The organism is Nocardioides sp., from assembly GCF_030019515.1.
Taxonomy (GTDB): domain Bacteria; phylum Actinomycetota; class Actinomycetes; order Propionibacteriales; family Nocardioidaceae; genus Nocardioides.
This window is the reverse complement of the sequence record NZ_JASEEQ010000001.1, coordinates 333,860-355,136: the sequence shown is the minus strand read 5'-3', so window position 1 is coordinate 355,136 and position 21,277 is coordinate 333,860. Positions and strand designations below refer to the sequence as shown.

21 protein-coding genes are annotated in these 21,277 nt (G+C 72.0%); 20 read left to right on the top strand and 1 reads right to left on the bottom strand.

Annotated features, from left to right (window positions below):
* Window positions 1–9 precede the first annotated feature (9 nt).
* Window positions 10–561 carry a hemerythrin domain-containing protein gene (locus tag QMC84_RS01745; protein WP_300371143.1) on the top strand — a complete coding sequence of 184 codons (552 nt, stop codon included), beginning with the start codon at window positions 10–12 and terminating at the stop codon, window positions 559–561.
* The gene (locus tag QMC84_RS01740) at window positions 548–1,237 is read left to right on the top strand and encodes a phosphatase PAP2 family protein (protein WP_300371141.1); all 690 of its coding nucleotides are present in this window, start codon (window positions 548–550) and stop codon (window positions 1,235–1,237) included. Before QMC84_RS01745 ends, QMC84_RS01740 begins: the two co-directional genes overlap by 14 nt.
* Before the next feature lie 43 nt (window positions 1,238–1,280).
* Here the strand turns inward: QMC84_RS01740 and QMC84_RS01735 are convergent, their stop codons facing one another.
* Window positions 1,281–1,835: a DUF1707 domain-containing protein gene (locus tag QMC84_RS01735; RefSeq protein WP_300371139.1), complete on the bottom strand. Its 555-nt coding sequence runs from the start codon at window positions 1,833–1,835 to the stop codon at window positions 1,281–1,283.
* Window positions 1,836–2,027: 192 nt separating this feature from the next.
* Here QMC84_RS01735 and QMC84_RS01730 point away from each other — a divergent pair, with 192 nt between their 5' ends.
* The 18 genes from QMC84_RS01730 (at window position 2,028) to QMC84_RS01645 (ending at window position 20,497) form a co-directional block, all read left to right on the top strand.
* Entirely contained in the window at window positions 2,028–2,801 is a 774-nt protein-coding gene (locus tag QMC84_RS01730; RefSeq protein ID WP_300371137.1) for an ABC transporter permease, read from the top strand.
* A 5-nt stretch (window positions 2,802–2,806) separates the two neighbouring features.
* The gene (locus tag QMC84_RS01725) at window positions 2,807–3,646 is read left to right on the top strand and encodes an ABC transporter permease (RefSeq protein ID WP_300371135.1); all 840 of its coding nucleotides are present in this window, start codon (window positions 2,807–2,809) and stop codon (window positions 3,644–3,646) included.
* A 7-nt stretch (window positions 3,647–3,653) separates the two neighbouring features.
* The gene (locus QMC84_RS01720) at window positions 3,654–4,976 is read left to right on the top strand and encodes an MCE family protein (protein ID WP_300371133.1); all 1,323 of its coding nucleotides are present in this window, start codon (window positions 3,654–3,656) and stop codon (window positions 4,974–4,976) included.
* On the top strand, window positions 4,976–6,061 hold the full coding sequence (locus tag QMC84_RS01715) for an MCE family protein (protein ID WP_300371131.1): 1,086 nt from the start codon (window positions 4,976–4,978) through the stop codon (window positions 6,059–6,061). The genes QMC84_RS01720 and QMC84_RS01715 overlap by 1 nt, the downstream gene beginning before the upstream one ends.
* Complete coding sequence (locus QMC84_RS01710; protein WP_300371129.1) at window positions 6,058–7,047, top strand: MlaD family protein; 990 nt, start codon at window positions 6,058–6,060, stop codon at window positions 7,045–7,047. The genes QMC84_RS01715 and QMC84_RS01710 overlap by 4 nt, the downstream gene beginning before the upstream one ends.
* Entirely contained in the window at window positions 7,044–8,297 is a 1,254-nt protein-coding gene (locus QMC84_RS01705) for an MCE family protein (RefSeq protein WP_300371127.1), read from the top strand. Before QMC84_RS01710 ends, QMC84_RS01705 begins: the two co-directional genes overlap by 4 nt.
* Complete coding sequence (locus QMC84_RS01700) at window positions 8,294–9,619, top strand: MCE family protein (RefSeq protein ID WP_300371125.1); 1,326 nt, start codon at window positions 8,294–8,296, stop codon at window positions 9,617–9,619. The genes QMC84_RS01705 and QMC84_RS01700 overlap by 4 nt, the downstream gene beginning before the upstream one ends.
* Complete coding sequence (locus QMC84_RS01695) at window positions 9,616–10,884, top strand: MlaD family protein (RefSeq protein ID WP_300371123.1); 1,269 nt, start codon at window positions 9,616–9,618, stop codon at window positions 10,882–10,884. The genes QMC84_RS01700 and QMC84_RS01695 overlap by 4 nt, the downstream gene beginning before the upstream one ends.
* On the top strand, window positions 10,845–11,411 hold the full coding sequence (locus tag QMC84_RS01690) for a hypothetical protein (RefSeq protein ID WP_300371121.1): 567 nt from the start codon (window positions 10,845–10,847) through the stop codon (window positions 11,409–11,411). The genes QMC84_RS01695 and QMC84_RS01690 overlap by 40 nt, the downstream gene beginning before the upstream one ends.
* Complete coding sequence (locus tag QMC84_RS01685; protein WP_300371119.1) at window positions 11,411–12,109, top strand: hypothetical protein; 699 nt, start codon at window positions 11,411–11,413, stop codon at window positions 12,107–12,109. The genes QMC84_RS01690 and QMC84_RS01685 overlap by 1 nt, the downstream gene beginning before the upstream one ends.
* 63 nt (window positions 12,110–12,172) lie before the next feature.
* Window positions 12,173–13,153, top strand: coding sequence for an NAD(P)/FAD-dependent oxidoreductase (locus QMC84_RS01680; protein WP_300371117.1), 981 nt, complete (start codon window positions 12,173–12,175; stop codon window positions 13,151–13,153).
* An 8-nt stretch (window positions 13,154–13,161) separates the two neighbouring features.
* Entirely contained in the window at window positions 13,162–13,353 is a 192-nt protein-coding gene (locus QMC84_RS01675; protein ID WP_300371115.1) for a ferredoxin, read from the top strand.
* 2 nt (window positions 13,354–13,355) lie between these two features.
* A complete protein-coding gene (locus tag QMC84_RS01670) occupies window positions 13,356–14,285 on the top strand; it encodes a 3-oxoacyl-ACP reductase (RefSeq protein ID WP_300371113.1) in 930 nt (309 codons plus the stop codon).
* A complete protein-coding gene (locus QMC84_RS01665) occupies window positions 14,282–15,037 on the top strand; it encodes a glucose 1-dehydrogenase (RefSeq protein WP_300371111.1) in 756 nt (251 codons plus the stop codon). The genes QMC84_RS01670 and QMC84_RS01665 overlap by 4 nt, the downstream gene beginning before the upstream one ends.
* A 3-nt stretch (window positions 15,038–15,040) precedes the next feature.
* Window positions 15,041–15,538, top strand: a complete 498-nt coding sequence (locus QMC84_RS01660; RefSeq protein ID WP_300371109.1) for a PPOX class F420-dependent oxidoreductase — start codon at window positions 15,041–15,043, stop codon at window positions 15,536–15,538.
* Between the two features lie 138 nt (window positions 15,539–15,676).
* Entirely contained in the window at window positions 15,677–16,336 is a 660-nt protein-coding gene (locus QMC84_RS01655) for a response regulator transcription factor (RefSeq protein ID WP_300371107.1), read from the top strand.
* A gap of 219 nt (window positions 16,337–16,555) precedes the next feature.
* Window positions 16,556–16,861, top strand: a complete 306-nt coding sequence (locus QMC84_RS01650; RefSeq protein ID WP_300371105.1) for an STAS domain-containing protein — start codon at window positions 16,556–16,558, stop codon at window positions 16,859–16,861.
* A 78-nt stretch (window positions 16,862–16,939) separates the two neighbouring features.
* Window positions 16,940–20,497: an ABC transporter ATP-binding protein gene (locus QMC84_RS01645; protein WP_300371103.1), complete on the top strand. Its 3,558-nt coding sequence runs from the start codon at window positions 16,940–16,942 to the stop codon at window positions 20,495–20,497.
* Window positions 20,498–21,277 lie beyond the last annotated feature (780 nt).

Below are 21,277 nucleotides of genomic sequence, written 5' to 3'. Positions count from 1 at the left end.
CGTCCGGGCATGACGAACATCGATCTCGGCCGGCCGATCCAGGGTGACGTCGTCGAGCTCATCCTCGACGATCACCGCCGCTTCGAGGCGCTCCTCCGCGACCTGCGAGACAGCAGCTCGGACCGGGACGCCGTCCTGCAGGCGTTCGCCGCGCTCCACGTGGCGCACGCCGAGGCGGAGGAGAAGCACGTCTACCCCAAGCTCAAGCGCAAGGACGCGGTCGACGACGAGGAGGCCGACCACGGCGTCGAGGAGCACGCCGAGGGCAACGAGGCGCTGCTCGCGGTGCTCGAGCTCAAGGGCACCGACACCCAGGCGTTCGACGACGCCGTGGAGGAGCTGGCCCGCCTGGTCAACCACCACCTGACCGAGGAGGAGCTCACGATCCTCAACCCGGCCCGCGAGGAGGTCGGGCCGCAGGTGCGGGCCGACCTCGGCGCGCGGTTCGCCGAGGAGCGCAACGCGCAGATCGATGCGGACTGCGGGTCGCTGGAGAACGTTCGTCGCATCGTCGCCGAGGCGCACCGCTCGGGTCTGCTCGACGACGATGACGACCAGTGATGAGGGCCGGCCGGGCTGGCGCGTCGTACCGACGCTGCTCGTCGCCTGGGCGGCCGTCCTCGGGGTCGTTCTCGGCCTGGGCTGGCTGATCACCGGTCCGCTCCAGTCGGCGGTGGATCCGTGGGACAACGGCGTCGTCCGCTGGTTCGCGGGCGAGCGCAGCGCCGACCTGAACCGCGTCGCCGACGCCGGCACCCTCCTCGGTGAGACGGTTGTGGGCGTTGCGGTCGCAGCCGTCGCCGCGGTCGCCCTCTCGCTCTGGGCCCGGTCGCTCCGGCCGGCCGTGTTCGTAGCGCTCGTGCTCGCCGGTGTCGGCGGATGCTACGGAATCGCCACCGTGCTGATCAGCCGGGACCGGCCGCCGGTGCGGATCCTCGACCCTGGTCTGGTGCCCGACGACAGCTTCCCCTCGGGCCATCTGGGCACCGCCGTCGCCGTGTACGGCGGCATCGCGCTGCTGCTCCGGTGGCTCGCCCCCAGGAGCCGCCCCTGGCCCTGGCTGCTCCTGCTGGTGCCGGTCGTGGTGGCGCTGGCCCGGCTCTACCAGGGCGCGCACCACCCGACCGACGAGCTGGCCAGCGTCTTCTACGCGGGCACCTGGCTCGCGGTCGTCGGCTCCGTGGTCCTGGGGGAGCGCGGCGCGGGCCGTGCACCCCCGGGGCCCACGGATCGCTAGGCGTCCGATCGGCGGGCGACGGAGCGCAGGTGGGTCGGGAGGCTCATCGGTCGGCCTCGTCGTCGGGCCGCCAGGGCTGGCCGAGCGCCTTGCGCTGGCGGTTCTCCAGCCGCCGGCGCTCCCGGGTGACCATCTCGGTGCGTGAGGTGGCGGTCTTCGCCGCGTGGATGCCGGTGCCGAGCATCACGAACAGCGGCCACGGGAAGCCGCCGAACATCACGGCCGCCCAGATCGTCCAGCAGATCACCGAGGCGACCACGAAGCCGACGATCGCCGAGCGCCGCTCCTCGCGCCACTTCGCCACCGCGCGCTCCTCGATCTGGGCGGCGGTCAGCACGCCGTCGCCGATCCCGGCGAGCGGGACCGGCGCCGAGACCGGCACCAGGCCCTCGAGCAGCGCCGGTAGGTCACCGAGGGTGCGGGCGGTGCCGGTGGCGGCGGTGCGGGCGTCGAACTCGTCGCGGTCGAGCCGGCCGTCGGCGTACGCCTCCGTGAGCACCTGGTGCACGACGTCGCGGTCGGTGTCGGAGGCTCGCAGCGAGGCGTTCTCGGAGTGCCGAGGGTCGCGGGTGAACGACGACCAGACCTCCTGCTCCACGCGCACATCGTAGGGGCGTCGGACGCTCCCGACCCGCGGCTGAGCGGTCCGGCCCACGTTTCCGGGCCGTCACCCGCGCGGAGGAGCGTCGTTGATCGGGGCGGGAGACAGGGGAGCGCTCGACGTTTGCCCGAAACGAGAACACGTTCTATTCTGTGGCGGCCGTCCAGACAGCTCCGGGGAGGTGGGCACATGGCGTTCTCAGCCGTGTCTGTGATCCGCGGCCCCGGCGAGATCGCGGTGATGGTGGTCGAGGTCACCAAGCGGATGTTCACCCGGCCCTTCCAGTTCCGCGAGTTCGTCGAGCAGGCCTGGTTCATCACCAGCGTGACGCTGATGCCCACGATCCTGGTGTCGATCCCGTTCGGAGCCGTGATCTCGCTCCAGGTCGGCAACCTCACCGGCCAGCTCGGCGCCCAGTCCTTCGCCGGCGCGACCGCGGTCCTCGCGGTGGTCCGCGAGGCCGCCCCCATCGCCGCGGCCCTGATCATCGCCGGTGCGGCCGGCTCCGCGATCTGCTCCGACATGGGCGCGCGCAAGATCCGCGAGGAGATCGACGCGATGGAGGTCCTCGGCGTCGACCCGCTCGAGCGGCTGATCGTGCCCCGCGTGGTCGCGACCATGTTCGTCGCGCTGATGATCAACGGGATCGTGATCGGCGCCGGCATCGGCGGCGGCTACTTCTTCACCGTGATCGTCCAGGGCGGCTCCGCCGGTGCGTTCCTCTCCTCCTTCACCGCTCTCGCGACCCTGCCCGACCTGTACATCTCGATGATCAAGGCGGTCGTCTTCGGGTGGCTGGCCGCGATCGTCGGCTCCTACAAGGGCCTGAACGCCGGCGGCGGCCCGAGCGGCGTCGGCCGTGCGGTCAACGAGTCGGTGATCGTCGCCTTCATGCTGCTGTTCTTCCTGAACGCGGTCATCACGGCCATCTACTTCCAAGTCGTCCCGCCCCCGGGGCTGTGACGCCGATGGCCTCCCTCAGCGCGCTCGGCGGCTCCTTCGTCCGAGGCCGGCGCGACTCCCTCGAGCAGTACGGCGACCAGCTGCTGTTCTACGTCAAGGCGCTGTCCTGGACGCCGCGCGCGATCAAGCGGTACCCGCGCGAGATCGTCAACACCCTCGCCGAGGTCACCTTCGGGGCCGGCGGCCTGAGCCTGATCGCGGGCACCGTCGGCGTGATCGCGTTCCTCGCGTTCTTCGCCGGCACCGAGGTCGGCATCCAGGGCTATGCCTCGCTGAGCCAGATCGGCGTCGCGAAGTTCAGCGCGTTCATCTCGGCCTACTTCAACACCCGCGAGGTCGCCCCGCTCGTCTCGGCGATCGCCCTGGCCGCGACGGTCGGCTGCGGCTACACGGCGCGGCTCGGGGCGATGCGGATCTCCGAGGAGATCGACGCGCTCGAGGTGATGGGCATCCCGTCGCTGCCCTTCCTCGTCACCACCCGGATGGTCGCGGCGTTCGTCGCCGTGATCCCGCTGTACGTCGTCGCGCTGAGCGCGTCGTACCTCTCGCCGCGCCTGATCACGACGCTCGTCTACGGGCAGTCGCCCGGCACCTACGACCACTACTTCCTGCAGTTCCTGCCGCCGATCGACATGCTCTGGTCGTTCTTCAAGCTGCTGTTCCTGGCGGCGGCGGTCATCCTGATCCACTGCTACTACGGCTACACGGCGTCCGGGGGACCCGCCGGCGTCGGCATGGCCGTCGGCCGCGCGATCCGCACCAGCATCGTGACGATCGTGGTCGCCGACTTCTTCCTCAGCTTCGCGATCTGGGGCTCCACCACGACCGTCCGGATCACGGGGTAGCCGCGCGATGCTGGTGAACATCTACCACGACAGCCCGCGGGAGCACCGCCGGCTGCTGGTGGCCGGCGTCGCGTTCCTGACGGTGATCGCGCTGCTGATCGCGCTGTCGATCGCGATCTACCAGAAGGTGTTCGACCCGGCCACGACCGTGCGCATCGAGGCCGACCGGGCCGGCCTGCAGCTCGCGAAGTTCGGGGACGTGCGGCTGCACGGCGCCCTGGTCGGCCAGGTCCGCTCGGTGTCCCAGGACGGCGACCAGGCGGTGATCACGGTCGCGCTCCAGCCGGACGAGGCGAAGCGGATCCCCGAGAACGTGTCGGTGCGGATCCTCCCGACGACGCTGTTCGGCCAGAAGTTCATCTCGCTCGTGACGCCGGCCGACCCGTCGCCGACCTCGCTCGCGGACGGGGACGTGATCCCCGCCGACCGCGTGGAGACCAACGTCGAGCTCAGCCGGATCCTCGCGAACCTGTTCCCGCTGCTGCGCGCGGTGCGGCCAGCCGACCTGAACGCGACCCTGAACGCCCTCGCCACCGCGCTCAGCGGCCGGGGCGAGCAGCTCGGCGAGACCATGGACCGGCTCGACGACTACCTCGGCGAGATCGACGACCACCTGCCGACGCTGCGCGCGGACCTGGTCAAGCTCGCCGACGTCGCGGACACCTACGACCTCGCCGCGCCGGACCTGCTCGGCGTGCTCCGCGACCTCACCACCACCGGCCGGACCGTCATCGACAACAAGGCCCAGCTCGGCGCGTTCTTCGGCGACCTCCAGGGACTCGCGGACACCTCGACCCGGGTGCTGCGCGAGAACTCCACGAACCTGATCCGCGTCGGCCAGGTCACCGAGCCGATGTTGCGGCTGCTCGCGGTGTACTCGCCGGAGCTGCCCTGCCTGCTCCAGGGCGCGGCTCGCTACGCGCCCCGTCTCGCCCGCACCTTCGAGGGCAACCAGGTCAAGCAGTACATCGAGTTCGGCACCGCCCAGTACCGCCCCTACGACGAGCGCGACCGGCCGACGTACGGCGAGGTCGGCCACGGACCCTGGTGCCTCGGCCTGCCGCACCCGAAGGTGCCCGCGCCACCCATCGCGCTCGACCAGGGCAGCGACATGGACGAGCACCCGCCGGACAGCCCGCTGCCGACGCAGCTCAGCGGGCTGGGCCGGGTCGGTGCGGACTACTCGGGCACCGCGGGGGAGCGGCAGGTCGTCAACGCGCTGCTCGCCCAGCTGACCGGGCGGCCCGCCGACAGCTACGGCTCGCTGGGGTCGCTGCTCTACGGCCCGGTCGTCAGCTCACCCGCAGCGGCCGCAGGGGGTGGGCGTTGATGTCGCGCAACTCGACCACGCTGGCCGCCGGCATCAAGCTCGGGATCTTCACGGTGGTGTCGATCCTGGTGACCGGCCTGCTCGCGGCGATCATGGGCAACATCGGCTTCGGCGCGGGGACGACGTACCAGGCGATCTTCAGCACCGCCTCGATGCTCGAGAAGGGCGACGACGTCCGCGTCGCCGGCGTCAGCGTGGGTGAGGTCAAGCAGGTCGAGCACTACGACCGCAGCGAGGCCCTGGTGACCTTCCGGGTGCAGTCCGACGTCCCGCTCACGACCGCCTCCCGGGCCGAGATCCGGTTCCTGAACCTGGTGGGCGACCGCTACCTGGCGCTCGAGGAGGGTGCCGACGCCGATGCCGAGCCGATGGAGTCCGGGGACACGATCCCGATCGGCCGGACCACGCCGGCGCTCGACCTGACCACGCTGTTCAACGGCTTCCAGCCGCTGTTCCAGGCGCTCAACCCGGAGCAGGTCAACGACCTGAGCATGAACCTGGTCCAGGTCCTCCAGGGCGAGGGCGGCACGGTGCAGGGGCTGCTGCAGAGGACGGCGTCGCTCACCAACACCCTCGCCGACCGCGACCGGCTGATCGGCCAGGTCGTCGACAACCTCGGCCAGACCCTGGCGACGGTGGACAGCCGGCACCAGCAGCTCAGCGACCTCGTCGTCGGGCTGAAGGACTGGATGGGCGACCTGGCCCGCGACCGGGGCACGATCGGCGCGTCGTTGCAGAACATCTCCGACCTCACCGTCGTCGTCGCCGACCTCCTACGGCAGGGGCGCCCGCTGGTGAGGTCCGACGTCGCGAAGCTGCGCCGCCTGGCCGCGCTGCTGAACGAGAAGAAGAGCAGCGACCAGCTCACCGAGCTGCTCGACCGGCTGCCCGAGTCGATGACCGACCAGACCCGGACCGGCACCTACGGGTCCTGGTACAGCTACTACATCTGCGGGTTCAGCGGCCGGATCACGCTGCCCGCGGACCTGGGGGAGCTGCCCGGCGTGCGCCAGCTGATGGCCCAGCTGAACAACCTCGACTTCCACTCCACCGCGCCGCGGTGCAACGGGGCGACGGCGCCATGAACCGCTACGGAGACGCTCGGGTCCTCCGGCTGGGAGCCATCACGGTGGTCGTGATGCTCCTGGTGATGGCGGCCGCCTTCAACCTCTCCCAGTTCCCCGGCTTCAAGGGCAGCACCTACCGGGCGGAGTTCAGCGACGCGAGCGGGCTCCACCGCGGCAACATGGTCCAGGTCGGCGGCATCCGGGTCGGCCGGGTCCAAGACGTCGCGCTGGAGAACAGCAACACCGTGCTGGTGACCTTCGAGGTCGACCACGGCGTGGAGTTCGGCACCGAGAGCAGCGCCTCGATCGAGGTGCTCAACCTGCTGGGCGAGAAGTACCTCGACCTGCAGCCGGCCGGCTCCGGCCAGCTCGACGAGGACGAGGTGATCCCGGTCGAGCGCACCCACTCGGCGTACGACATCGTCGGCGTGTTCGGCGACCTCACCACCACCACCGAGCGGATCGACACCGACCGGCTCAAGCAGGCGCTGGACGTGGTCGCGGACACGACCAACCAGGCCGCTCCCGAGATCCGGTCCAGCTTCCGCGGCATCGCCCGGCTCTCCCAGACCGTGGCGTCGCGCGACGAGCAGATCCAGGCGCTGCTGAAGAGCTCGCAGGGTGTCAGCAAGGTGCTCGCCGACCACAGCTTGGACCTCGTCGACCTGATGAAGCACAGCGACCTGGTCTTCCAGGAGGTCCAGCGCCGCAAGCAGGCCGTGCACCTGCTGCTCGTCAACGCCCGCAGCCTGGCGCGCCAGCTGCGCGGGGTCGCCGAGGACAACCAGGCCCAGATCGCCCCCGCGCTGCAAGAGGTCGACGACCTGCTCGCGCTGCTCAACGGCAAGGAGAAGGAGCTGAAGTCGACGCTGGCCGCCCTCGGCCCCTACGTCTCCATCCTCGGCAACATCATCGGCACCGGCCCCTGGTTCGACGCGTACGCCTCGAACCTCGCGGCGATCCCGACCGGCGAGTTCGTGCCCGGACCCCTGGAGGGCCAGTGATCACCGGACTGTGGAGCAGGGTCAACGGCCGCGCGCTCGCGGTCGCCGCCGCGGTGGTGCTGCTGGCGGCGACGTACTTCATCGTGCTGCGCGACGACACCGCGACCAGGACGGTGAGCGCGCACTTCCCCCGGGCGGTCAGCATCTACCAGGGCAGCGACGTGCGCATCCTCGGCGTCAACGTCGGCCGGGTGACCGCGGTGACGCCCGAAGGCAACTCGGTACGTGTCGACATGGAGTACGACGCGAAGTACCAGGTGCCGGCCGACGCGAAGGCGGTGATCGTGACGCCGACCCTGGTCGCGGACCGGTTCGTCCAGCTGACACCGGCCTACGACGAGGGCGACCGGGTGATGGCCGACGGCGCGGACATCGCGCTGCCCGACACCGGCGTCCCCGTCGAGCTGGACCGGATCTACGCGAGCCTGCGCGACCTCTCCGAGGCCCTCGGCCCCAACGGCGTCAACAAGGACGGCACCCTGGACCACCTGCTCCGCGCCGGGGCGCACGCCCTGGACGGCAAGGGCGCTCTCGGCAACCGGATGCTCAGCCAGCTCGCCGCCGCCGCGCAGACGTTCGGGGAGGGAGCGGGACCGCTGTTCGACACCGTCAGCCAGCTCGCCGAGTTCACCACGACCCTCGCCCAGAACGACAAGCTCGTCCGGGCGTTCATCAAGGACCTCGCCGGCCTCTCCTCCCAGCTCGCGGACGAGCGCACCGAGATCCAGGGGGCGCTCGGCGCCGTCGCCGCCGCGGTCGGGACGGTCAAGACGTTCGTGCACGACAACCGCGCGGCCCTGGTGGGCGACGTCGAGCGGCTCACCCGGGTGATGAAGACCATCGCGTCCGAGAAGGACAGCATCGACACCGCGCTGCGGATCGCACCGGTCGCCATCGGCAACCTCAGCCTGGCCTACAACAGCAAGTCCGGGACGATCGGCTCCCGGATCGGCATCAGCGGCAACGCCTGGGACGCCGACGGCTTCCTGTGTGCGGTCGTCCAGCAGTCCAGCCTCCCGCGCGCGAGCAAGGACCTGGCGTGCACGCTGTTCAAGCAGCTGCTCGAGCCGGTCGAGGGCCAGCTGCCCACGATTCCCCCCGGCCCCCCTGGCCCCCCCGGCCCGGACGGCCGGACGTCCGCGCCCGGTGCTGCGGCGGGTGACCCGGCCGGCGCCGGCGCCGGCCGGGTGCAGCGGCAGTACGCCGCGACCGGCGGCTCGCTCGGCCAGCTGATGGGAGGGGGCTCGTGAACCGCCTGCTCCGCAGTGGGGCCTTCATCGCCGTGCTCGCCCTGCTGGCGGGGGCGTGCAAGTTCGACGGCGCCTACGACCTCCCGCTGCCGGGCTCGCCGGTCGACGCCGACCACTCCTACGACGTGACCGCCGAGTTCGCCGACATCCTCAACGTGGTGCCGCGCTCCCCGGTGATGGTCGACGACGTCACCGTCGGCGAGGTCACCGACGTCGAACGGGTCGGCTGGCACGCCCGCATCACGCTGCGGATCCGCGACGACGTCCACCTGCCCGACAACGCGATCGCCGACATCCGCCAGGTCAGCCTGCTGGGGGAGAAGTACGTCGCGCTGGAGGCGCCCACCGGGACGACCGCCGCGGGCACGTTGTCCGACGGCGACAACATCCCGCTGGCCGACACCGGGCGCAACCCGGAGGTCGAGGAGGTCCTCGGCGCGCTGTCGTTCCTGCTCAGCGGCGGCGGCGTGAGCCAGCTCGGCACCATCACCCACGAGCTCAACCAGGTGATGGACGGGCGCACCGAGCGGCTGCGCCACCTGCTCGGCTCGCTGGAGAGCGTGGTCGGGACGCTCGACGACCAGAAGGCCGACATCGTGAACGCGATGGAGTCGCTGGACCACCTCACCTCGACGCTCAACGCCGAGAAGAGGACGGTCACCAGCGCCCTCGACGTCGCCGGCCCCGCCGTCGAGGTGCTCGCCGCGCAGCACGACGAGCTGATCGGGATGCTCAGCTCCCTCAACCGGCTCGGCGCCGTCGGCACCCGGGTGATCGGCCAGAGCAAGGCCGACATCCTGGCCTCGCTCGACCACCTCCAGCCGATCCTCCAGCGCCTCCACGAGGCGGGCGACGACCTCGCCCCCGGGCTGAACCTCCTGGTGAGCTTCCCGTTCCCCAAGGAGGCCTCGGAGATCGTCAAGGGCGACTACGCCAACACCTCGATCCGCGCCGACATCAGCCTCGAGAACCTGCTGCCCGGTCGGTCCGGCGGTGGCATCCCGGGCATCCCCGATCCCGGCGAGCTGCTCAGCACCGTCGAGAAGTGCCTGCTGAGCGGTGACCTCACCAGCCGGGCCTGCCAGAAGGTGCTGGGCTCCGCGAACCTGCTGAAGAAGCTGGTCGAGGACTGCAGGAGGAAGAAGTACGACGGCAACCCGGTCTGCACGATCGTCGAGGCGCTGCCCGAGCTGCCCGACCTCCCCGGGCTGCCCGGCGGCGCTGGTGGCCTGCTGGGCCCACGGGTCCTGGGCGAGGCGCTGAGCAGCGGTGAGCCGAGCCGGGCGCCGAGCCCCGCCGGCCTCTACGGAGGCACCCCATGACCCGGGGCGTGAAGATCCGGATCGCGGCGTTCCTGGTGCTCAGCGCCGTCGGCATCGTCTACGTCGCGGGGTCCTACCTCGGGTTCGTCGACCGGGTCCTCGGACGGGGGCTCAGCGTGCACGCGACGCTGCCGACGTCGGGCGGGCTCTTCGAGGGCAGCGAGGTCACCTACCGCGGGGTCAAGATCGGCAAGGTCAGCGCGATGACCGCGACCGCCGAGGGCGTCCGTCTCGACCTGGCCCTCGAGGAGGGCACCCGGCTGCCCGCCGACTCCCCGATGTACGTGCACAACCTCTCCGCGGTCGGCGAGCAGTACCTCGACTTCGAGCCGCCCGACGACGCCGGCCCCTACGTCGAGGCCGGCGACACGCTGCACGGCTCCGCCGCGTCCCTGCCCGTGGACGAGGGGGACCTGCTGGTCGAGCTCGACCGGTTCGTGAGCTCGGTGGACAAGAAGAGCCTCCAGGTCGTGGTCCGCGAGCTGGGCACCATGTTCACCGACACCGGCGTGCCGCTCCAGCGGCTGATCGACAACGGCAGCGCGTTCGTGCGCGAGGCCGCGGCGCACACCGCGGACACCATCCGGCTACTCGACAGCGGGTTGCAGGTGCTCAGCACCCAGCAGGGCCAGAGCGAGAACATCCGCGCCCTCGCCCGTGACCTGCACAGCCTCACCGGCGCCGTCGCCGCCAGCGACGACGACCTCGAGCACGTCCTGGACGGTACTCCCGGCACGGCGCGCGAGCTCGACGCCCTCCTCCGGGACCTCGAGCCCACGCTGCCGGTGCTGCTCGGCAACGCGGTGAGCGTCAACCAGGTCGTGGTCTCGCACCTTGCCGGCCTCGAACAGCTGCTGGTGACCTACCCGCGCACGATCTCGGCCGGCTTCACCGGCACGCCCGGCGACGGCTACGGTCACGTGAACCTCCAGTTCGACAACTCGGTGCCGCCGTGCACCGAGGGCTACAAGCCCCGCAACGAGTGGCGCCCGCCGAGCGACCTCACCGACAGCCCGATCTACCCCGCCCGGTGCGCCAGCGGGCCGCCGTACGTGATGCGCGGCCCGAAGTACTCACCGGGCTCCTCCGGCAACTCCTCGCCGGGCCGCCTCTACCGCTCCTCCTACGACCCGGTCACCGGTTTCGTGTCGGGTGCGGTCGACGCGGGCGGCAACCCCGTACGATTCGTCGATCAGGGCAACCTGTCGATCCTGGGAGGGGACGCGTGGAAGTGGCTGCTGGTGGGGCCGGTGACGAGCCGGTGACCCCCGGGCCGGAACCTCGGGCTCGCCGGCACCCCTCGCTGAACCTCGTCCTCTACGTGCTCGCGCTGCTCCTCGCGTGCGCCGTCGTCTTCGGCGGCGTCCTGGTCGTCCAGGAGCACCGCGACCGGGGCCGGGCCGCCGTGGAGCAGGAGCGGTACGGCGAGGTCCTCAGCGCTGCCCGGACCGAGGTGGAGGCCTTCATCAACATCGACTACCAGCGCGCGCAGGAGAGCATCGACGCCGTGGCCGCCGGAGCCACCGGTGACTTCGCCAAGCAGTACGACACCTCGACCAAGAGCGTCATCGAGGTGCTCCAGCGCAACAAGTCCGTGATGGACGGCAAGGTGCTCTGGGCCGGCGTCGTGACCGTCGACTCGGACAGCGCCACGGTCATCGCCGCCACGACCGGGACGGTCGCCAACGTGTCGACCGACAACCAGCCGGTCGCCCGGTACTTCCGCCTCAAGCTGGACCTGCAGAAGGTCGGCGGCGACTGGTTGACCGCCAACCTGGAGTTCGTGGGCTGATGGCCGGCACCTCAGGAACCTCAGGCAAGGCAGACAGGCCCCGCCGCCCCGTCGTCGGCTCCCGCAGCCCGACCGGCCGTCCGCGCAGGATCGCCGGCCAGGCGGAGCCGACGACCGAGCACGTCGAGGGCCCGGTGATCGAGGCCGGCCCGCCGCCCCGCGAGAAGACCCCCGGCGGTGGCATCGGCGGTCGGCGTACGACGACCGCGCTGATCCTCGCCGTCGTCGTGCTGGTCGCCGTCGGGGTCGCCGAGGTCGTCTACCTGACCCGCGACGCCACCCCGACCCTCTCCGCGAGCCGCCCCGTGGTGACCGGTGAGCTGACCCACCGCGCGGCCGTCGAGGCCGCGGCGCGCTCCACCGAGGAGATCCTCTCCACCAGCTTCGAGAACTACGACGACCAGGTGGACCAGGCCACCGCGAAGATGACCGACACCTTCGCCGAGCAGTACCGGCAGACCTCGGCGGGCATCCGGGACAAGTTCATCGCGGCCCGGACCAAGCTCCAGGTCAAGGCGGTCGCGCAGGGGGTCGTGCAGGCCTCACCGGCCCAGGTCCAGGCGCTGCTCTTCCTCGACCAGTACGTCGAGAAGACCGAGCAGGGCCGGCCGCGCACCGACTACCGGCAGTATCGCGCCCTGGTCACCGTCGTGCGCACGGACCAGGGCTGGCTGGTGTCCGACCTCGAGACCCAGTAGCGTTCCGCGAAACTAGAACAGGTTATAGTTGAGCTGCGCCCCGGAGAGGAGAAGGATCGCCGCGTGCCCACAAATAACGCTGTCGATGTCGACCTCCTCGTGATCGGGGCCGGCCCGACCGGCCTGTTCGCGACCTACTACGCCGGATTCCGCGGCTTCCGGGTGGCGGTGGTCGACTCGCTCCCCGAGCTCGGCGGCCAGATCACCGCGATGTACCCCGAGAAGCAGATCCTCGACGTGGCCGGGTTCCCCTCGGTCAAGGGCCGCGACCTGGTCGAGGGCCTGGTCGCCCAGGCCGCGACCGCCGACCCGACCTACCTCCTGGACCGGACGGCGATGACGCTGCGGGAGGACGACGACTCGGTCATCATCGGGCTCGACGACGGCACCGAGGTACGCGCCAAGGCGGTGCTGGTCACCGCCGGCATCGGCAAGTTCAGCCCCCGCCCGCTGCCCGCCGGCGACGGCTGGCTGGGCCGCGGCCTGGAGTTCTTCGTGCCGAGCTTCGCGCCGTACGCCGGCAAGGACGTGGTGATCGTCGGGGGCGGCGACAGCGCCTTCGACTGGGCTCTGCACCTGGAGCCGGTGGCCCGGTCGGTCACGCTGGTCCACCGCCGCGAGGGGTTCCGCGCCCACCAGCGCACCGTCGACGCGGTGCAGGCCTCCTCGGTGGAGATCGTGACCCGCGCTGAGGTCTCCGCGATCCGCGGCAACGGGGTCGTGGAGTCGATCGAGATCACCGTCGACGGCGAGGCCTCGGAGCGCCCGGCCCAGGCCGTGGTCGCCGCGCTCGGGTTCGTCGCCGACCTCGGCCCGCTGCAGCAGTGGGGCCTCGAGGTCGAGAAGCGGCACCTGGTCGTCGCCCCCTCGATGCGCACCAACCTCGCCCGGGTCTTCGCGGCCGGCGACATCACCGAGTACCCCGGCAAGGTCCGGCTGATCGCCGTCGGCTTCGGCGAGGCGGCGACGGCGGTCAACAACGCGGCCGTCGTGATCGACCCCAGCGCCCACGTGTTCCCCGGCCACTCCAGTGAAGGAAGCTAGGTGCAACGATGAAGATCAAGGTCGACTACGACCTGTGCGAGTCCAATGCCCTGTGCGAGGCGCTCGCTCCCGACGTGTTCGAGCTGGACGACGACGACTACCTCCAGCTCAAGACCGAGGAGACCACGCCCGGGAACATCGAGGCCGTCAAGCGGGCGGTGGCCGCCTGCCCGCGCGCCGCGATCTCGCTGGAGGACTGAGCGTGAGCCTCTCTCTCGACGGCCGGGTGGCGATCGTCACCGGGGCCGGCGCCGGCCTGGGCCGCGCCGAGGCGCTCGCCCTCGCCGATGCCGGTGCCCGGGTGGTGCTGAACGACCTGCCGGGCGGCGCCGACGAGGCGGCGCAGGAGATCCGGTCCCGCGGCGGCGAGGCGACCGTGGTCGCCGGCGACGTGGGGGAGCGGGCCACCGCCGACGCGATGGTGGCCGCGGCCGTGGACGGCCTCGGCGGCCTGGACATCGTGGTGAACAACGCCGGAGTGACACGCGACCGGATGCTGTTCAACATGTCCGACGAGGAGTGGGACCAGGTGATCCGCATCCACCTGCGCGGCCACTTCCTGCTGTCCCGCAACGCCGCGGCGTACTGGCGGGCCAAGGCCAAGCAGACCGGCGCGCCGGCCGGCGCGAGCGTGGTCAACACCGCGTCCGAGGCGTTCCTCTCCGGACCGCCCGGACAGGCCAACTACGGCGCCGCGAAGGCCGGGATCGCCGCGCTCACCGTCTCGACCGCGCGGGCGCTGGCTAGCAGCGGCGTGCGCGCGAACGCGATCTGCCCGCGGGCGCGGACCGCGATGACCGCCGAGGTCTTCGGGGCGGACGACTCCGGGCTCGAGGTCGACCCGTACTCACCCGACCACGTCGCCCCCGTGGTCGCCTACCTCTCCTCGCCGGCCGCGGCGCACATCACCGGCCAGGTCTTCGTCGTGTACGGCGGCATGGTCGCGCTGGTCGCCGCGCCGGTGGTCGAGCAGCGCTTCGACCGGTCCGGGTCGCTGTGGACCCTCGACGACCTCGACAAGCAGCTCGGTGGCTACTTCGAGGACCGCGACCCCTCCGTCGGCTTCGCCGCCGACTCGATCATGCGCCTCTCGCCGGTCGAGCCCGTCGAGGCCCAGGAGGTGCGGGCGTGAGCCGGCTGCAGGGCAAGGTCGCGATCGTCACCGGCGGCGCGCAGGGCCAGGGGGCCGGCATCAGCCGGGCGTTCGTGGCCGAGGGTGCCCGTGTGGTGATCGCCGACATCGCCAAGGAGCAGGGTCAGGACCTCGCCGCGGAGCTGGGCGCCGCCGCCCACTTCGTCGACCACGACGTCAGCGACCAGGCCTCCTGGACGGCGCTGGTCGAGGACACCAACCAGCGGTTCGGCCCGGTCAACGTGCTGGCCAACAACGCCGGCATCCTGCGGTTCGGCGACATCGAGACCATGGCCGTCGACGAGGTGGAGCTGCTCTGGCGGGTCAACCAGCTCGGCTGCTTCCTCGGCATGAACGCGGTCAGCCACACGATGCGCACGAACGGCGGCGGCTCGATCATCAACGCGTCCTCGGTCGAGGGCCTGGCCGGCATGGCCGGCTGCACGGCGTACGCCGCGACCAAGTGGGCGATCCGCGGGATGACCAAGTGCGCGGCGATGGAGCTGGGCCCCCAGGGCATCCGCGTGAACTCCGTGCACCCCGGCATGATCGACACCCCGATGACCCGGGTCCACGGCGGCGACGCCGCGATGGAGTACGGCGCCTCCAAGGTCCCGCTGCGCCGGGTCGGGCACCCCGAAGACATCGCACCGCTCTACGTCTACCTGGCCAGCGACGAGTCGGCGTACGTGAACGGCGCCGAGATCGCGATCGACGGCGGCGTCACGGCGACCCACGCCTTCGGCGGCTGAGGCGTGGCCAACCAGCGCGACCAGGTCGTGATGACCCACGACGAGCAGGTCGCGTTCCTCCACCAGCAGCGCTCGTGCACGCTCGGCACGCTCGGTCCGGAGGGTCGGATCCACCTGGTCGGCATGTGGTACGCCGTCAAGGACGACCACATCTGGTTCGAGACCAAGCGCAAGGCGCAGAAGACCGTGAACCTGCGCCGCGACCCGACCTGCAGCTTCCTGGTCGAGGCCGGCCACACCTACGACCAGCTCCGCGGCGTCGCCATCGAGGGCACCGCCGAGGTGATCGAGGACGAGGCCGTCGTCTGGGACGTGTGCGTGAACATCTTCGAGCGCTACCACGGCCCGTACTCCGAGGAGATGAAGCCGTTCGTGGAGTTCATGGCCCACAACCGCGTGGTCGTCCGGCTGGACCCGCAGCGGGTCCGCTCCTGGGACCATCGCAAGCTCGGCCTCCCGGCCATGGAGCTCGGCGGCAGCACCGCGGCCTTCCTGGAGTAGCGGCCGCCGACAGGTGTCGGCGCGGGTCGCCCCCCAGCACGTCTTGTCTGGACCGGCGGGGCGCCGGTGCGATCCGACCCCTCACCCGGCCGGGCATGCGGCTTGCTCGCTGAGATCCCCGGGCCACAGAATGTGGCCGTGGCCGACGAACGCAACGTCTGCACTGTGTGTGTGGTCTCGGGGCAACCGGTCGTCGTGGCCGGCATCCGTGCGCTCCTCGCCGAGTCCGCTGATCCGGGGCGGGTCTACGCGACGGTGACGGAGCCCGCCGACGCGGACGTCGTCATCTATGACGCGTTCAAGCTCGCCACCAACGACGACGACGGCAGCGCCGGGGAGCTCGCGAAGCTGGTGGCCAGCCACCCCGGACGAGTCCTGGCACTCTCGCGGCTCCTCCAACCCGGCCTGACCGCCCGAGCCCTGGCCAACGGCGCGGTCGCCCCCGTGTCGGTCAGCGCGGACGCGGACGAGATCGCCGCGCTCGTCGACGCCGCCGCCAGCGGAGACCTCGCCGCCGACCCCGAGCAGGTGCGACGCTACGAGGCCGACCTGGTCCGCGTGCTGGCCGCCGACGTCGAGCTCACCTCGCGCCAACAGACCGTGATCGCCCGGATCGCCGCCGGGTACGCCAACGACGAGATCGCCTCCGACCTCTACATCACCATCAACACGCTGAAGAGCAACATCCGTGCCCTCTACTCCCGCATCGGCGTCACCAATCGCGCCAGCGCCGTCGCCTGGGCCGTCGAGCACGGCTACGGGGGCATGAGCGCACCCGCCCGGCGCAGGAACCGGTGACCCACGCGACGGTGGTGAGCCGGTCGACCTGGGCTCGCACCTCAGCCACCCAGGACAGCGGGCAGCCAGGCCGTGCTCGAGGAAGGGAGCACACCTGTGCGGGTGTAACGGGCGCCGCGAGGCTCGCGTAGCGTCGAGGTACCGAGGAAACCTCGAGTCTCGCCATCCAGGGCGGCACTGTTCTTGGTGGCGTGTTCGCGCCGGAAGGCGATGGTGGCGATGCGGATCTCTAGCGTCCACGATGTCGACGGGCGCCCCGTCGTACGGGTGTGCGGGGACGTCGACCTGCTGACGGCCCCGGAGCTGGCCGGCCACCTGTGGCGGCTGATCGCCGACGGCAACCAGCTGATCGAGGTCGACCTCGCGGGCACGACCTTCATGTCCTGCCGCGGCATCGCCGTCCTGGTCGCCGCGATCCAGTTCGCCGCGCTCCGGGGCCAGGTGGTCCGGGTGGTGAAGCCGAGTCGGCGGGCCCGGCAGGTGTTCGCGCTCGGCGGCGTCGGGCGGCTCCTCGAGCCCGCCTGACGGATCGGTCACACCGCAGGCGGCGCGGCGGAAAACCAGGAGAGAACCTCCTGCGGTCCCGCATAGCGTGGGGACACCATGACCGCCACCGTCACCGCCCCCACGACACCGGAGCAGCAGCGCCCGACGCCCCTGGCGGTCGACCCGTCCCGGAGCATCGACTGGCGCCGGTTGAAGAGCCCGGTGGTGATGGCCGCGCTGGTCGCCTCGGCGGTGGCCGCTGTCGGGATGACCCTCGGCACGGTCGTGGCCGGGCACCTCGCCGAGGACCCGACCCGTGGCCTGGTCTGGCTGCTCGCGGCCTGCCTCGTCGGCGCGGCCGTGGTGGACACGACCGGGAAGGTCGCCTGGGTCGGCTGCTCGGACCGCGCGGAGGGCCGGCTCCGCGAGGACCTGCTCCGGGCCGCACTGAGCCAGCCGCTCCCCGCACTGAGCGAGCAGGCCGTGGGCGAGGTGCTGGACCGGATCGACGACGACACGCACGAGGTCGGCAACCTGGTCCGGTGGCAGATCTGGATGCTCGCCCGCACCCTCTTCGGCGCCCTGCCGATGTGGGTGGTCGCCGGCGTCACCTGGTGGCCGTCCTTCATCCTCTTCCCGGTGCTCGCGATCGTCACGTGGTTCGCCGTTCGGTCACTGCTGGGTGAGATCTCTCGGCGCAAGGTCGTCGAGGAGATGGCGTGGACCGACCACGCCGCCGTGCTCGAGGAGGGCATCGCCGGTCGCGACGACCTGCGCACCAGCCTGGGCCAGGCCCACGTGCTGGGTCGCGTGGCGCGGCTCTCCGCCGACGTACACGCCAAGTTCCAGACCGTCGTCGCCGTCGAGAGCCGCCTGGTCCGGCGCGCCGGCATCCTGCTCCACGCCCTGCTCGCCGCCATCGCGGTCGCCGGGGTGGCGCTCACCTCCAGCGGCAGCCTGTCGGTCGCCGAGGTGGTGACCCTCTTCCTGGTCACCTCGACGTTCGTCGGCCAGATCGCGATGGCGGCCAACCACCTGCCGGACCTGCAGGCCGGCCTCGGAGCCGTGATCCGGCTCCGGCAGATGCTCGCCGTCCCGCCCGAGCCGGAGGGCGGGAGCGAGCTTCCCGAGGGGCCACTCGACCTGGAGCTGCGCGGCCTCGACTTCTCCTACGTCGAGGGTGCCTTCGCGCTGCAGGGCATCGACCTGCGGGTCCCCGCCGGTCAGACCGTCGCCCTGGTCGGCCGCACCGGCTCGGGCAAGTCCACCCTGGCGGCTCTCGTCTCGCGCGCGATGGAGCCGCCGCGCGGCACTGTGCTCCTGGGCGGCGCGGACGTCCGGGACCTCGATCTCCAACGGCTGCGTCGCGCGGTCGGCGTGGTGACCCAGCGGACCGAGATCCTCGCCGGGACCCTCGCCGAGAACATCGCCCTGTTCGCCGAGGTCCCGCGGAGCACGATCGAGGCCGCGGTGGCCGAGCTGGGTCTCGGCGGCTGGTCCGCCGGCCTGCCGGACGGCCTCGACACCCTCCTCGGCCCGGGCGGCACGTCGCTGTCTGCGGGGGAGGAGCAGCTCGTGGCGTTCGCCCGGCTCCTGGTGCGTGACGTGCGCGTGGTCGTGCTCGACGAGGCAACCGCCCGCATGGACCCGCTCACGGAGCGCCGCGTGGTGGCGGCCGCGGACCGGCTGCTCGCGGACCGCACCGGCATCCTCGTCGCGCACCGGCTCTCCACGATCGAGCGGGCACCGCTGGTCGCCGTCCTCGACCGCGGGCGCGTCGTCCAGCAGGGCGTGCGCGCCGAGCTCGCCGTGGTACCGGGACCGTTCCGGGACCTGCTGGCCGCCAGCCGCACCGACCACGGCCACGACCTGCCCGCCGGGGTGGGGGTCGACGCCAAGGGCCGGGCTGCGGTCGAGCTCTCCGAGGCCGACCCCAGCGGCGTCGGGGTACGACGGCGCTCCGGCCCGCCCCCGGAGCTCGACGACGTCGGGACGGGTCCGTCGCTCGCACGCGGGACCGCGCACGCGCTCGCCGTACGCCCCACCTGGGGCCTGCTCGGCGCGCTCCTGTTCCTGCTGGCGTCCCTCACCGGCGCCCAGGGCGCCGTCACCGGTCTGCTCTGGGGCCGGGTCGTCGAGGACCTGGGCGAGGGCGGCAGCCCCACCTGGCTGACCGGCGCGGTCGTGGTGAGCCTGCTCGCCGCCCCGGTGATGCTCGCCAACGCGTTCTGGCGCTATCCCCGCTGGTGGGTCGAGGTGATGCTCCGCACCCGGATGTCGGTCCTCTACGGGCAGACCCGGGAGCGGCGCCTCGCGCGGACACCGCCCGGTGAGGTCGTCGCCCGGTCGATGGACGCCGACCGCTATGCCCGGTACGCCGACCGCTGGGTCGACTTCGTCAACGGCCTGCTCATCGCCAGCATCACCGCGGTGCTCGCCGGCACCTGGATGGCCGGCGCCGTGCTGCTCGCCGTGATGGTCACCTCGGCGCTCGCGTCGACCCTGGGCCGGCCGATCGCCGGCCGGTCGGCGGCCGCGTCCTCCACGGCCCGAGCGGGGTTCGGGCGCGCCCTCGTCTCGGCGCTCGACTCGGTGCGGACCGTGAAGCTGGCCGCCGCCATCCCCGAGATCCACGCCCACCTGCGCCACGTGGACTCGGGCCGCGTCGCCGCGGCGGTGAAGGAGCACCGTGTGCAGGCCGTCCTCGACGGCGTGCCGATCGTGATGGTGCAGTCCGGCGTCGTGGCGTCGTGGGCGATCTACTTCCAGGGCGGCTGGAGCCTCGCCATCGCGCTGCTCGTGGCCAACGCGGTCGGCGGCTTCGACTGGTTCGGCCGCGTCGCCGGGATGGTGGTCACCGAGGCGCCGGGGACGCGGGCCTGGCAGAAGGAGACGAGCCGGTTCGCGGGCGGTGCCGACCTGATGGACCTGCCGCCGGGCGTCGACCTCGTCACCGGGGCCGCCCCGGAGCCGGAGCCGGTCCAGCGGGTGCCGCTCGAGCGGCTGGAGCTGTCCGGCTTCGCCGCGATCCACGACGACGGCACGATCGGCGTCAGCAACGTGGACCTCACCGTGGCGGCGGGGGAGCTGGTGCTGCTGGTCGGGCAGGTGGGCTCCGGCAAGTCCAGCCTGCTGTCGGCGCTCGCCGGCCTGATCGAGCACTCCGGCGGGCTGCGCTGGAACGGCCGGGAGGTCACCGACCCCCAGGCCTTCCTCAGGCCAGCCCAGGTCGCCCACGTCGCCCAGGTGCCTCGGGTGCTGTCCGGCAGCTTCTCCGACAACGTCCTGCTCAGCCACCGGCGGGCGTTCGACGACCCGGTCGCCGCCGCCCGGCTCGATCGCGACATCGAGGAGGCCGGGGGGAAGGACGCCCTCGTCGGGCACCGCGGTGTGCGGCTCTCCGGCGGGCAGGTCCAGCGGCTCGCCCTGGCCCGCGCGCTGGCCGCCGACGCCGAGCTGCTCCTGGCCGACGACGTCTCCAGCGCGCTCGACGCCGCCACCGAGATCGAGCTCTGGGAGGCGCTGAGAGACCGGCGTACGACGGTGATCGGGGCGACCTCGAAGCGGGCCGCGCTCGCCCGCGCCGACCGGGTGGTGGTCCTCGTCGACGGCGCGGTCGCCGCCGCCGGCCCGTGGAGCGAGATCGGCTCGGCCTGGGGGCACCTGGCGGGCTGACGGCGACCCGCGTGTGTGCGGTGCGGCGGCCGAGTGTGATGGGCGCGGTAGCCGGGAACCATGACTCACGGATCGTCGGTGAGACCAGCCACCGCGGAACCCCGTCCGAGGGGCACCGGTCCGCGCTCTCCGCGGCTCTGGTGGCCGGGTGTCCCGGTCCGGCTCGTCCGCGCGACGCAACCTCAGCGGCGCGCTTCTCCCGGCAGGTACCCGTGCGCCAGACCAGGGACTGCGGTCGGGTTCGCCGGGCGCCTGCCGTCGGCCCACGGGTACCGAGAACTCGCGTGGACGGCGGATCGCACCCGTCGGTAGGGCACCAGGTAGGCCAGGCCGAGGTAGGTCCCCGCCGCAGCCAGGGCCGTGGCTGTATAGCCGATCGCGGCGCCGGTCAGACCGTTCCCGACCGGGTCGCTCGACAGCAGACCCGGCAGCACCATCAGGAATGTCGTCCACGTCGCTCCCCGTCTGGCGGCCTTGGCGGTGCGACTCCGGGCGCGCACCTCCAGGGCGCTGTGAGGCGTGCCGGTGACCTGTCTCGACGAAGTGCTGAGAGTGCTCACGTCATGATCAGGCCATGCGCAGGCGTACCCGAGGCGGGCTCCCGGCGGCTCTCCGGCGGACGTGACGTGAACGTCTGGCAGCCGCGATGCGCCCGCTCCGCGGACTTCGTGTCCGTCGGGCGGTGGGGCCACCGGTCGTTCATCCGCCGCGTCCAGCCTGCCGGAGCTCGCGTGGTTCCGCGGCTATGCCGAGACGGTGCCGTTCGGCCACCACGCCCCG